The organism is Roseateles sp., assembly GCF_036486225.1.
Taxonomy (GTDB): domain Bacteria; phylum Pseudomonadota; class Gammaproteobacteria; order Burkholderiales; family Burkholderiaceae_C; genus Roseateles.
The window spans coordinates 1-12,584 of the sequence record NZ_DASVNZ010000179.1; the positions used below are offsets into that span (position 1 = coordinate 1).

Consider the following 12,584-nt stretch of genomic DNA (forward strand, 5'->3'; position numbering starts at 1 on the left):
CGTGCCGCCGGTGTTGCCGTAGTTCGGCGCGTCGTCCAGCTTCGGATCGAACAGCGGCGGCTGCAGCACGCCGGCCGGGAAGTTGATGTCGTTCATCTGCGCGTCGTAATACGCGTTGACCGTCTGCGGCGTCATGCCCCATTCGCCGCGGTCCAGCGGCTTGCCGATCTTGCCCAACTGGCGCTTGAGCTCGAAGTCGTTGCCGCGCATCACGTTGCCGGCGAAATCGTCGCGCGCCACCGTCAGCGCGCCGTAGTCGCGCCAGCGGTCCGGGTAGCCGACCTTGTTGACGATCGCATGCAGCTTCTCCACCGCGCGTTGCTTCGTCGTCGTGCTCATCCAGCCCAGCGACTGGATGCGCGCGGCCATCGCGTCCTCGATCTGCTTCGTCATCGTCAGCGTCTTGTCCTTCAGGTCCGGGCTGAAGTTGCGGGCGACGAATTCCTGGCCCAGCGCCTCGCCGAGCTGCGCGTCGACCAGCTCGACGCAGCGCTTCCAACGGGCCTTGAGCTGCGGCACGCCTTGCAGCGTCTGGCCGAAGAACTCGAAGTTGGCCGACACGGCCGCACCCGACAGCGTCGGCGCCTGGCTGCTGACCAGCTGCCAGCGCAGATAGTTGCGCAACTGCGCGAGGTCGCGCTGGCGCAGCTCCTTGGACAGCGCCTTGAAGAACGCCGGCTCGGTGACGTTGTAGGCGGCCTGCGGGTCCAGGCCCAGCCCGCGCTGATAAACGGCCCAGTCGAAGCCCGGCGTCAGCGCCTGCAGCCCGGCCGCCTTCATCGGATGGAAGCCCTTGTACGGATCGCGCTTGTCGACGCGGCTCAACGAGGCGCGCGCCAGCGCCGTCTCCATGGCCATCACCTGCTTCGCCTGCGTGCGGGCGGCTTCAGGCGCGTCGCCGAGCAGCTCGAAGCTGCGCGCCACGTGGGCGATGAACTGCTCGCGCAGCGCGCGCGACTTCTCGTCGGTCTTGAAGTAGTACTCGCGGTCGGGGAGGCTCAGGCCGCCGGCGTAGGCAAAGGCGATCACCCGCGTCGAATCGGCCATGTCCTGGCCCGACGTGAAGTGGAAGAAGATGCGCTCGTTGTTGGTCGCCAGGTGCAGCGCGGCCAGCAGCGCGGGCAGCTCGCGGCGGTCCTTCAGCGCATCGATGCGCGACAGCAACGGACGCAGCGGCGCGAGCGCATGGCGGTCGGCGGCGGATTCGTCCATGCAGGCGGCGAAGTAGTCGCCCATGCGGACCTGGTTCGCGCTGCGCTGCGGATCGGCGGCCGAGAGCTTGTCCAGGATGCCCCAGAGGTAGCGCTGGTTCTCGTTGGCCATCTTGGCGTAGACCGACCAGCGCGCCTGGTCGGGCGGGATCGGATTGGCGGCCATCCAGCCGCCGCAGGCGTACTGGTAGAGGTCCTCGCACGGATCGGCGCTGCGATCCATGGCGGCGGTGTCCAGGCTCGGCGTGTAGGGCAGCTGGTCAAGCGGTCCTTCGGGCGTCGCAGCAGCGGCCGTGGCCGGCTTCGCCGGGTTCGCCGCAGCGGCGGTCGAAGCGCTCTGCGCGGCGGCGTCGGCAGCGGCGCCAAAGGAAACGGCCGCGACGAGCGCGGCCGCGGCGGTGCGGGCGAGGAGGTGAGGGGTCATGCTCGACAGCGGTGAGTGGGTGCTGCCGGGCATTCTCCGCCAGGCGACCGCCATCGCAGGGTGCCGGACGACACCTCGGGTAGACCCGTCTTGGCGACGGGCCGACACGGGACGGCAAGCGCGTGTCAGCTTTCCTTCGGACCGCGGACCAGCAGCACCGGGACCTCGGCGTAGCGGACGATCAGCTCGGCATCGCTGCCCAGCAGCGCCCGCGACAGGCCGCGGCGGCCGTGCGTGCCCAGCACGATGACCTCGGCGCCCCAGGTCTTGCACTCCTCGGCCACGAGGTCGCTGACGCGGGAAGAGAGGCTCTCGCTGAGCTGCGTCGTGACGTGCAACGCGGCTTCGCTGACGGCGGCCGCGGCTTCGGCGAGCACCTTCCGTCCGCCGGCGCGGATCTGCTCGAAGTTGTCCGGCGTGATGCCGAGGCCGGCGCTGGACATCATCGCGAATGCCTGCAGGTCCAGCGCGTGCAACAGGCGGATCTCGCCGCCGCTGAGCTTGGCCAGCCGGACCGCCTCCGCCAGGCCGGCGTTGGAGGTGGGGCTGCCGTCGACAGGAACCAGGATCTTGGCGTACATGGTCGTCGCTCCATCGGATGGGATGAGGCCATGCTAGCGCCGGAAGCGCCGGGCGGCACGGTGCCCCGTGCGCCCTGCGCCTCGCCCGATCACTGCACGCTGAAGCTGTTGAGCGCCTTCGGGAACTTGAACAGCCACAGGTGCGTCAGGCGGTCGACCTCGTTGCCGCGCGTCACGCGCGACAGGACCGCGCCGCTCGCGCAGGTGCCGTCCTGGACGATCACGCCGTTGACGTCGACCGTGCACTCGGTCGGATCGCCGGCGACGACCTTGCCCTTCGCATCGACCAGCACCGACTTCAGGCCGAAGTCGTTGTCGTTGATCAGCGCCAGCGTGCTGCCGTCGACGATCGCCAGGCCCTCGGCCTTCTCGGCCTTCCAGCCGGCGGCGTTCAGGTCGAGCAGCACCGTCTTCTTCAGCTTCACGACGTTCGTCCAGCTCACCGCCGACGCGGTGACGCCGTCGATGCTGTTCTTCTCGAGTTCGATGCCGATCGCGGCGATGTCGGTCGCCGCGGCCGGCACTTCGACGAGCATCAGGAAGTTGCGCACCGCGCCGGTGGCGTCGGCGCCCTGCTCGATGACGATGAACTTGCCGTTGCCCAGCGACACCAGGTCGCCCAGCTTGGCGCTGCCGGTGCGGTTGCGGTCCCACTTCTCGCCCTTGGCGGCGAGCGGGTAGCTCAGCGGGTAGGCATACAGCTTCGAGGTCTCGGTCTTGGGATCGAACTCGATCCAGCGCGCGAACTGCGCGAAGTCGCGCACCTTGACCTTGTCGTCCTTCTTGCCGTCCTGGTCCAGGTCGGCGCTGTCGACGGCCTCGATGCTCTTGCCGGCGTTGTCGACCGGGTCGATCGGGCTCTGCAGGAAGCCGTGCAGCTTGCCGCTGCCGGTGTCCATCGCCAGGCCTTCCATGCCGCGGTTGGCGCGGCGGTTCTTCAGCACATCGGGCAGGCTGCCCGCGGTCGTGCCCGGCGCGTAGCGCTTGACGATCTGGAAGGTCGCGGCGTCGATCTTGACGATGAACGGGCCGTACTCGTCCGAGGTCCAGAAGGCCTTGTTCGCGTCGTCGTAGACCAGCGTCTCGCTGTCCAGGCCGTTCGCGTCGAAGTTGCCCTTGGTCTGGTCGAACTTCATCGTGTCGGCCAGCGGCACCTCGGCGCTGCTGCCGACGGCGCCGAAGGGCAGCGGACGGCCGGTGACCTTGCTGCCGTTCGGGTTCTTCAGCGGATTCAGGCTGGAGATGACCGCGCCGTCCTTGCCCAGCGTGATCACGCCGATCGAGGGCGCGAAGCTCGGCGCCGGGAACATCTTGGTGGTGACGATGGCGCCGTTGTCCGGACGCGGCGCGTTCGGGCTGTCGCCGTTGGGACCGCGGTCGGTGATGCCCCAGAACTCAAGCGCGCCCGCGGCGTTCTTGCCCTTGTAGACCAGGCCCGAACCGACGGCCGGGTAGAAGCCCTTCGGGAAGTCCTTCTTCGCGTCGGCGTTGCCGCCCTCGTAGGGCACGTACTGGCTGTCGGCCGCGCGGATCTGGAACTTGGTGATCGCGACCGCGCCGCCCGCCGTGTCCTGCGTGGCGCTGCTGGTCTCGGTCTTGCCGAGCAGCGTGGCCATCGTCGATTCGTAGTGCTCGACCGCGGCGGCGCGGCGGTTGGCGTTCATCGTCCGGCCCGAGTAGGGCTGGCCATAGACGTCGTTCTGGCCGGCCGGCAGCAGCGCGGCGAACGCCTTGTCGAAGTCGGCGGCGACCAGGCTGAAGTCCAGCGTCTTGGTCTGCGTGTCGTGCACGGCGGCGGTGATCTTGATGCCGTTGGTGGGATCGTCGTCCTCGTCCAGCGCCTGCAGGAACACCAGGCGGTTCTGCAACTTCGCGTCGGTCAGCACGGCGGTGCCGGCCAGGTCGGCGGCGGCGACCGTCGCCGCGCACGTGGCGCTGCCGAGCACCACGCTGCCGACGCTGAAGCTGACCGTGTCACCCGCCTTGCAGGTGAACACGCCGTTCACGCCCGTCTTGCCGGTGATGCCCGAGGGCGCGGCGGCGAAGGTGACGCCCTCGACCGGCGCGTCCACCAGCTGGGCCTGCATCGCAGCGCCGTTCTGGGGGATCACGTACGGATCGTTGTCCTTGGTGTTGCAGGCGGTCAGGGCCGCTGCGGCGGTCAAGGTCATCAAGGTCAGGCCCATGCGGCGGGACGCCACGCTGGAACGGGTGGTGGCACGCGCGGCGGAATGGTCGGTCGTCTTTTTCATGTCGATCTTTCGTGGCTCGAGGACTGACGCGCCCAGGCCTCCCTCGACAGAGCCGTGACGCGACAGGGCGGCACGCTAGGGGCCGGCGATGACAGCCCCGTGAAGAGGGTTTACGAATCGACACGAATACGACAAGAACCGGGGAATCCCCCAGCAGAAAGCCCCGGCGCCGCGTCACGGAGGACGCGGTCCGGGGCCCCGGTCAGACGGCTGCAGAGGAGGGAATTAGCCGTTGACCTTGATGCGGTTGTTGACGGACTGGACGCCCTTGGCGGCCAGGGCCATCGAACCGGCGCGATCACGCGCGGCCAGGTCCGGCGCCGTGCCGTCCAGCGTCACGTGGCCCTTTTCCGTCTCGACCTTGACGTCGAGCGCGCTCAGCTTCGGATCGCCAGCCAGCGAGGTCTTGATGGACGTCGTGATCTGCGCGTCGTCGATGGCGGCGCCGGCCTTGTCGGCGGCCCGTTCCATTTTGGCGCCGGCGTTGTCCATGGCCTGCTGGGTGTCCTGCTTGGCAGCTTCGGACTTCTGCTCCATCTTGGAGATGCCGTCGTCCAGGCGTTGGCCGGCGGTGCGGCCGTCGTCCTCACGACCGCAGGCGGTCAGGGCGACGGCGGCCACCACGGCGGGCAGCAGCAGGGACAGGGCGGCGGGGCGGGAAGAGTGCTTCATGGCGAGGCTCCTTTCGCGGGTGCTAATCGCGGGATAGGCGGGTATCGCGGAGGTTCCGCGGACATTCCGCGGGTGGCCGCGGATCCATGCCTTCACTCTATGCAGCCCGCCGTCCGGAGCGGGTCGGTTGCCACCGGAAGCGGCGGTCACCCGACGTCCCGGTCGGCCGTAGGAACGCGCCTACAGGCCGCCGCCGGCCGGCGGAAGGCCGGCCTCGCCCGGGGCCCCCGGCACGGGCGCCGACGACGGTGACGTCCCCGCGCCCGCCGCGCCGGGCATGGCCGTCATCCCGGGAATCGGGAAATCGATCCGCGGGATGTCCGGCTCGTCGCGCTTGAGCGGCAGCCAGGCGCACACCTCGGTGCCCTGGCCGGGCGCGCTGCGCAATTGCAGCTGACCACGCTCGGCCTCGACACGGAAACGCATGCCCAGCAGCCCGTGCGAGCCGAGCGCCAGGCGGCTTGGATCGAATCCCTGGCCGTTGTCGGTGACGGTCACCAACGCCTGCGCGTACTCGCGCTTGAGCGACACGGTCACTTCGGTCGCATGCGCGTACTTGGCGGTGTTGGTGAGCGCCTCCTGCACGAGCCGGAAGGCGGTCAACTGGGCGCTCGGGACCAGGTCGACCGCGGGGTCGAGTTCCACCTTGATCGGCACGCCCAGCCGCTCCGAGGTCTCGCGGCAGAGGATTTCCAGCGCGGGCACCAGGCCCAGCTGGTCGAGTGTCGACGGGCGCAGGTCCTCGATGATCCGGCGCTTGAGCGCGATGCCGCTGTTGAGCGTCTCCGTCAGATGGTTGAGGCGCTGCATCAGGTCCGGCGCCTCGGCCTGCAACTTGGGCCGTAGCCGCGCGACGTCGAGCTTGGCCGCCGTCAACAGCGCGCCGAGCTCGTCGTGCAGGTCGCGGGCCAGCCGAGCGCGCTCGTCCTCGCGCGCGGTCTGCAGGTGACGCGCCAGCTGCGTCAGCTCGGCGGTGCGGCGGGTCACCTCGACCTCCAGCCGGTCGCGCTCGGCGCGGACCTCCTGCGCCTGCTCCGCGCGCTGCACGTCGAGCGCCCGGCTCTTGCGCACGAACAGCACGAACACGATCAGGCTCAGCAGCGTCATGCCGGCCACGCCGATGCGGCTCATCATCAGCGTGTCGTAAACCTGACCGGTGCCGAGCGCGATGCGGCGGTTCTCGTCGGCCAGCAGTTCGGCGGAACGGCGCCGGATCTGCTCCATCTGGTCGCGGCCGATGTCGGTCATCATGAGCTCGCGCCCGGCCGATTCACGGCCGTTCTCGTAGAGCTTGAGCACCTCCTGCAGCTCGCTCAGCTTGGCGCTGACGGCCCCGGCGATCTCCTTGCTGCGGCGTTCGGCATCCTCGGCGCCCACCTGGGCGTACATCCGCTGCAGGGAGTTCAGGCCCTGCGACGCATCCTCCGCGGCGAAGCGGTACGGGTCCAGATACTCGGGCCGGCGGGTGATCAGGTATCCCCGTTGCCCTGACTCCGCGTCGGTCACGCGGGCCATCAGCCGGAGCAGTTCCATCCGGGCCCGGCCCAGCGTGTCCAGACGGTCCATCTGCGAGACGGCACCGAAGTAGGCCAGCTCGCTGATCAGGATCATCAGCAGGGCCACGAACACGCCCAGCGGCATCGCCCAGGTCTTGCGACCCAGGTTCGTGACGGTGTCCTTCAGGCTCATCCTCTACACTCCCTGAGCGATTTCGCTCACTTGACCATCGCCACCATGATCCGAATCGCCATCGTCGACGACCACGCGATTGTCCGCGCCGGGCTGCGGCAATTCCTCTCCGAACAAGTCGACCTGCGCGTCACCGGCGAAGCCGGATCGGGCCGCGAGGCGCTGGACCTCGTGCGCGCCGGCGAGCTCGACGTGATGCTCATGGACCTCTCGCTGCCCGACCAGAGCGGCGTCGAGACCCTGGCCGCGATCAAGGCGCGCAAGCCGGAACTGCCGGTGCTGATCCTCAGCGGCTTCCCGGAGACGCACTACGCGACCACGCTGCTGCGCCAGGGCGCCAGCGGCTACCTCAACAAGGAATGCGACCCCGAGGAGATCGCCACGGCGATCCGCACCGTCTTCCGCGGCCGCAAGTACATCACGCCGGCCGTGGCCGAACTGCTGGCCGAGGGCCTCGGCTCCCCGGCCGACCAGGCCGCGCACGACACGCTGTCCGAACGCGAGCTGCAGGTCTTCCTGCGCCTGGCACGCGGCGAGACCGTGGGCCACATCGCCGACGGCATGTCGCTGAGCGTGAAGACGGTGTCCACCTACCGGTCGCGCGTGCTGGAGAAGCTCTCGCTCAGCACCAACAGTGAGCTGACGTACTACGCGCTCAAGAACGGGCTGATCGAGTAGCGGCATCGCCGGCGTCGCGGTTGGCCGCGTCGACCAGGCCGCCGCAGTAGGCGAGCAGGTCTTCCAGCTCGGCCGATTTGTCGAAGACCTTGTCGGCGCCCAGCGCGAAGCAGCGCTGGCGCATGTCGGGCGTGGCGTAGTTGCTGAGCACGACGCGGCGCGCCCGGGGCATGCGTTCGCTGGCGGCGCGCAGCACGTTCAGGCCGGTGCCCTGCGCCAGGAAGATGTCGATGATCAGCAGGTCGCAGCCGGGATGGTCCTGCGACAGCCAGCTCAGGGCGCCGTTCTCGTCGACCGCATGGCCGAGGACGCGCAGGTCCACCATCTCCTCGAGCGTCGCCACCAGGTTCTCCCGGATGACGGCGTTGTCCTCGACGAGGAAACAGGTGAGGGCGGCGCTGGCGGGCTGGGCATCCATGAAAGGGCTCGCGTACTGCTCGAAACCACAAGCGGATACGCGCGAACGGACGGGTCGCACTGGGACCGTCCGTTCGCGCGGTGCGTCCGCAGGCGGTTGGTCAGGCCGCCTCCAGACCCACATCGGGGAATCGCGTCAGCGCATCAGTTGCGGATCGCGATCTCGTTCTTGACGCGCTTCACGCCCTTGACTTCACGCGCCAGGCGTTCGGCGTCGGACTTCTCGGTCGCGTTCTTGGCGAAACCGGTCAGCATCACCTCGCCTTGCAGCGTCTCCACGTGGATGGAGCTGGCGTCGACCGACTTGGCCTCGACGAACTTGGACTTCACCGCGGTGGTGACGGCCGCGTCGTCGACGTATTCGCCGACGGAGGATTGACCGCGCGTCACGGCGCAGCCGGGCAGCAGGGTCAGGGCGCCCACAGCGGTGGCCAGGGCGAGAACGGTGGCTCGAATCATCATGTTGATCTCCTTCGATTGATGAAAAGGCTCGGACTCACGCGGCGTGGCGGTCTGACGACACGACAGCAGGGGCCGGCTCGGCGAACGTCGCGGGGGCGTGGTCCAGCAGATACGGAAGCGCCGCTTCCAGTCCCAGCACCGGTTCGTGGTCGCTGATCGCGGTCCATTGGACCTGGCAGGCGAATTCATGAACGTGCAAGGCGAGGGAATGGTGGTCGGCGATGCCCATCTGTCAGCTCCTTGTGCACCCCGTGGTGCGCTGGAATCAACTCTACGTATGCCGAACAGCCCGCCCTGTCGTCCGCGTCCGCGATGTCTTGTAGGACAAGCGGACATGGCATCGCCCACGGGCCGAATGAGGCGTTGTCCTACAAGGCATCGCGCAGGCCCCCCACAGGGTTGGCGAGCCCCTCTTCTTAGGATGCAGGCATCGAACAAGAGACCTGAGACGAGAACAAGATGAACACCTTCTCCGCCGCCGTTGGAAGCGCCGCCCTGGCACCGGCCCCCGCCCATCCGGACTTCCGTCCCTCCCATTGCGTGAACGCCGAGCTGCTGCTCTCCACGCCGCTCACGGTGGTGGTCAAGGCGCAGCTGTCCTACATCGACGCCGACGGCCGGGCGGACGTTCAAGAGCTCGCCCTCGTGATCCCGCGCAGCCGCTGCGCCGGCGACCATCCGTACTGGCCGGCGCTGCTGTCGGCTGCGACCGAACACTGGCAGCGTTGCCGCGGCAGCGCCCGTCACCTGTCGGCCTGCGTCGATGGCGAATGGCAGACGGTGCTGACGGCGCAGACGACGCACTGACCGGCCCCTCAAACTTCCCTAAGACAGGGCGCGGATAATCCGTCGCTGGCCGATCACGGCCCGACGATGATGATCCGACGCCCTGCTTCCTTTTTCTCCGCCACGTTCCGCCCGCTCGCGATGGCTGCCATCGCTGCGGCGTTCACGACGGGCTGCGGCACCTTCGGGACCAGCGCCGCCGAGCGCAAGAACTCCGTCTACCAGAACGAGCGCTTCGCCTCGGACGAGACCTTCTCGCGCCTGTTCGATGCCGGCGTGCAGGACACCTGCGAGGCGGCGCGGCGCGCGCTGCTGAGCCAGGGCTACGTGATCAACACGGCGCTGCCGGATTCGATCTCGGGCACGAAGCGCTTCCAGCCGGAAGGCGAAGTGCACGTGGAGATCAGCTTCACGGTGGTGTGCGTGCCGGAGGGCGGCAGCGGGAAGCTCGCGACGGCGTATGTCTCGGCGCTGCAGGACCGCTACAACGTCAAGCGCAGCGCGAACTCCACCAGCCTGGGCGTGAGCGCGATCGGCTCGATCTCGGTGCCGCTGTCGTCGTCGACGGAGTCGCTTGTCAAGGTCGCCTCAGAAACCATCCCCGCCGGGCAGTTCTACGACCGGTTCTTCGCGTTGATGCAGCGCTTGATCACGCAGCAGGGGAACGAGGACACGAGCGAGCTGGACAAGACGGGCGGGTGAGCCCGTGGCAAGGCGCCCCATCCCATCACGCGGAACCGAGCTCCCGGCGCCTTGCTTCCTCACGCTCGATTCTGGCAACACTCTCGTTGATTTCCGCCAACGTGATGAGATCCAAATCCGCCATCTCGCGAGCGCCGTAACGAGCCAGGATCATGCGGTCCGCCTCTTCGTCTGACATCGGCCGAGTCAGATGCATCGCAATTTCATGGGGGCTCATGCTCAAGTGACCTCGATGTTGCGCTCTCGCGCAAATTTTCGAAATTGACTCCAACTGGCGGACGTACTTTGCAGAGGGAACTCCATCCAGATGCTGCTGCCGTAGCGTACCCAAAAGTCGCGCCCTTCAGCAGAAGACATCAGACCCACGACATCCTCCACGCCCTGGCAAGAGGGCGGGAATGCGACGTGTCGACGAAAGTCCTCCGAGAGCTTGGCATTGAATCCCATCCTCGCCCAGACCAGATAGCCGTTCATCGCATATTCGCCGGCTCCGCTTGACCAATCTCCAACGGCGTAAGTCACCACCTTGGAGATGTAGTTGAGTTGGCAGGCCTCATGCAACTCGAAAGCAACGCTGCGAGGGCCTATGCCCAGCCCGCGGAACTGTGGACGCAAGACGAATCCCGCGTTGCGGATCTCAAAAACGTGCCCGACCGTCGTCGGGCGGATGAAGCGCACCATCGGCTCGCAGAGCAAGTCCTGATTGACGACCTTCAGTTCGATCCCATCGACTGAATGATTCACTTCAAGAAGGCTTCCCTTCGGAGCGCCAGATAGCCGGGCAAGCGCCTCATCAGAGTGAAAGTCCTTCAGATCAGGCCGCACGAATGACCCGCACCGCAGACGCCTCAAACCACCGCTTCGTAATCTCATCCATCCGCACTGCTCCACCACGACAACATGGCGGAAAGTCTGGTGCGGGAAGTTCAGCCCAAAAACGAAAGAGGGCGCCTCGATGAGCGCCCTTTGACGAATCACGGATGACAACCCACCTCCGGGTGGGTTATCTCCCCCGAATTACTGTGGCGTCGATGCCTGCGGCTTGCCCGCCGTGCGGGTCTTCTCGATGACGAGGCCGCGGCGCTCCAGCAGCGGCTGGATCTGCGGCTCGTGGCCGACGACGCCGCGGAACAGCGTCAGCGCATCCTGGCTGCCGCCTTGCGACAGCAGCTTCGCGCGGAACGCGTCGCCCAGTTCGCGCTTCAGGCCGCCGTTGGCCTTGAACCACTGCACCGTGTTGGCGTCCAGCACCTCCGACCAGACATACGCGTAGTAGCCCGCCGCGTAGCCGCCCATGATGTGGCTGAAGTAGGGCGTGCGGTAACGCGGCGGCACGGCGTCGTAGTCGTAGCCGTCCTCGCGCAGCGCCTTGGCCTCGAAGGCCATCACGCCGTCGGCGCCGGGCACCTGGTCCAGCGGCAGCTGGTGCCAGCGCTGGTCCAGGCTCGCGGCGCTGAGATATTCCGTCGTCGCGAAGCCCTGGTTGAACTGCTTGGCCGCCAGCACCTTGTCCAGCAGCGCGCGCGGCATCGGCTCGCCGGTCTTGTAGTGCTTCGCGTAGTTGGCCAGCACGCTCGGCCAGTCCGCCCACATCTCGTTGACCTGCGACGGGTACTCGACGAAGTCGCGCGGCACCTTGGTGCCGGCCATGCTCGGGTACTTCACGTTCGAGAACATGCCGTGCAGCGCATGCCCGAACTCGTGGAACATCGTGGTCACCTCGTCCCAGGTCAGCAGCGTCGGCTTGCCGTCCGCGGGCTTCGGGATGTTGAGGTGATTCGCCACCACCGGCTTCTGGTTCATCAGGCCGCTCTGGTCGACGTAGGCGTTCATCCACGCGCCGCCGCGCTTGGACGGCCGCGCGTACATGTCGGCGATGAAGATCGAGAGCTGCGAACCGTCCGCGTTGAACACGTCGTAGACCAGCACGTCCGGGTGATAGACCGGCAGGTCGTGGCGCTGCTTGAACTTCAGGCCGTACAGCTGGCCGGCCGCGTAGAACACGCCGTTCTCCAGCACGTTCTTCATCTCGAAGTAGGGCTTGAGCTGCGCCTCGTCGAAGCCGTACTTCTCGGCCCGCAGCTTCTCGCTGTAGAAGCTCCAGTCCCAGGCCGCCAGCTGGAAGGACGGCTCCTTCTTCGCCTTCTGCTCGCGATCGATGATCGCCTGCAGCTCCGCGCCCTCGCGGCGCGCGGCGCCGACCGCCGCCGGCGCCAGCTGCCGCAGCATGCCGTTGACGGCCTGCTGGTTGCGGGCGGTCTCGTCCTTCAGCACGAAGTCGGCGTGCGTCGCGAAGCCCAGCAGCTTCGCGCGCTCGGCGCGCAGCGACACGACGCGCGACACCAGCGCGGTGTTGTCGTAGGCGTTGCCGCGCGAACCGCGCACCACCGAGGCCTCGTAGATGCGCTGGCGCAGCGCACGGTTCTCCAGCTGCGACAGCACCGGCTGGCCGGTCGTGTTCAGCAGCGCGATCAGGTACTTGCCGTCCAGGCCGCGTTCCTTCGCGGCGGCCGCGGCGGCGGAGATCTGCTCGTCGCTCAGACCCTTCAGCTCGTCGACGCTGTCGACGGTCACCGCCGAGTCGTTCACCTCCGCCAGGACGTTCTGGTTGAAGCGCGCGCCCAGCTGCGCCATCTCGGCGTTGATGGCCTTCATGCGGGCCTTGCCGTCCTCGTCCAGCTTCGCGCCGGCGCGCAGGAACTGGTTGTAC

General features: G+C 67.7%; 14 protein-coding genes. 3 read left to right on the forward strand and 11 right to left on the reverse strand.

Going from position 1 to position 12,584, the window contains the following annotated elements:
* The 5 genes from VF536_RS12540 to VF536_RS12560 form a co-directional block, all read right to left on the reverse strand.
* On the reverse strand, positions 1–1,635 hold a 1,635-nt coding region (locus VF536_RS12540), incomplete at its 3' end, for a M13 family metallopeptidase (RefSeq protein ID WP_331615185.1).
* Between the two features lie 125 nt (positions 1,636–1,760).
* Positions 1,761–2,216, reverse strand: a complete 456-nt coding sequence (locus VF536_RS12545) for a universal stress protein (protein ID WP_331615186.1) — start codon at positions 2,214–2,216, stop codon at positions 1,761–1,763.
* An 89-nt stretch (positions 2,217–2,305) separates the two neighbouring features.
* The gene (locus tag VF536_RS12550) at positions 2,306–4,468 is read right to left on the reverse strand and encodes an esterase-like activity of phytase family protein (protein WP_331615187.1); all 2,163 of its coding nucleotides are present in this window, start codon (positions 4,466–4,468) and stop codon (positions 2,306–2,308) included.
* 225 nt (positions 4,469–4,693) lie between these two features.
* The gene (locus VF536_RS12555; RefSeq protein ID WP_331615188.1) at positions 4,694–5,140 is read right to left on the reverse strand and encodes a BON domain-containing protein; all 447 of its coding nucleotides are present in this window, start codon (positions 5,138–5,140) and stop codon (positions 4,694–4,696) included.
* 180 nt (positions 5,141–5,320) lie between these two features.
* Complete coding sequence (locus VF536_RS12560) at positions 5,321–6,829, reverse strand: CHASE3 domain-containing protein (protein WP_331615189.1); 1,509 nt, start codon at positions 6,827–6,829, stop codon at positions 5,321–5,323.
* 45 nt (positions 6,830–6,874) lie between these two features.
* Here VF536_RS12560 and VF536_RS12565 point away from each other — a divergent pair, with 45 nt between their 5' ends.
* A complete protein-coding gene (locus VF536_RS12565) occupies positions 6,875–7,507 on the forward strand; it encodes a response regulator transcription factor (protein WP_331615190.1) in 633 nt (210 codons plus the stop codon).
* On the opposite strand, the gene VF536_RS12570 is transcribed toward VF536_RS12565, so the two are convergent.
* The 3 genes from VF536_RS12570 to VF536_RS12580 form a co-directional block, all read right to left on the reverse strand.
* The gene (locus VF536_RS12570; RefSeq protein WP_331615191.1) at positions 7,485–7,925 is read right to left on the reverse strand and encodes a response regulator transcription factor; all 441 of its coding nucleotides are present in this window, start codon (positions 7,923–7,925) and stop codon (positions 7,485–7,487) included. The two genes, VF536_RS12565 and VF536_RS12570, sit on opposite strands and share 23 nt — an antisense overlap.
* A gap of 143 nt (positions 7,926–8,068) precedes the next feature.
* Positions 8,069–8,383, reverse strand: a complete 315-nt coding sequence (locus VF536_RS12575; RefSeq protein ID WP_297524751.1) for a BON domain-containing protein — start codon at positions 8,381–8,383, stop codon at positions 8,069–8,071.
* A gap of 37 nt (positions 8,384–8,420) precedes the next feature.
* Positions 8,421–8,615 carry a hypothetical protein gene (locus VF536_RS12580; protein ID WP_331615192.1) on the reverse strand — a complete coding sequence of 65 codons (195 nt, stop codon included), beginning with the start codon at positions 8,613–8,615 and terminating at the stop codon, positions 8,421–8,423.
* Between the two features lie 230 nt (positions 8,616–8,845).
* On the opposite strand from VF536_RS12580, the gene VF536_RS12585 reads away from it, so the two are divergent.
* Positions 8,846–9,193 (forward strand): hypothetical protein, encoded by a 348-nt coding sequence (locus VF536_RS12585; RefSeq protein ID WP_331615193.1) that lies wholly within the window; start codon positions 8,846–8,848, stop codon positions 9,191–9,193.
* 120 nt (positions 9,194–9,313) lie between these two features.
* A complete protein-coding gene (locus VF536_RS12590; protein ID WP_331615194.1) occupies positions 9,314–9,874 on the forward strand; it encodes a DUF2242 domain-containing protein in 561 nt (186 codons plus the stop codon).
* A 25-nt stretch (positions 9,875–9,899) separates the two neighbouring features.
* Here the strand turns inward: VF536_RS12590 and VF536_RS12595 are convergent, their stop codons facing one another.
* From VF536_RS12595 to VF536_RS12605, 3 genes are all read right to left on the reverse strand, one after another.
* Entirely contained in the window at positions 9,900–10,091 is a 192-nt protein-coding gene (locus VF536_RS12595) for a hypothetical protein (RefSeq protein ID WP_331615195.1), read from the reverse strand.
* 2 nt (positions 10,092–10,093) lie between these two features.
* Entirely contained in the window at positions 10,094–10,861 is a 768-nt protein-coding gene (locus tag VF536_RS12600; protein ID WP_331615196.1) for a hypothetical protein, read from the reverse strand.
* A 30-nt stretch (positions 10,862–10,891) separates the two neighbouring features.
* Positions 10,892–12,584, reverse strand: a 1,693-nt coding sequence (locus VF536_RS12605) for a M3 family metallopeptidase (RefSeq protein WP_331615197.1), incomplete at its 5' end; no start/stop codon positions are given.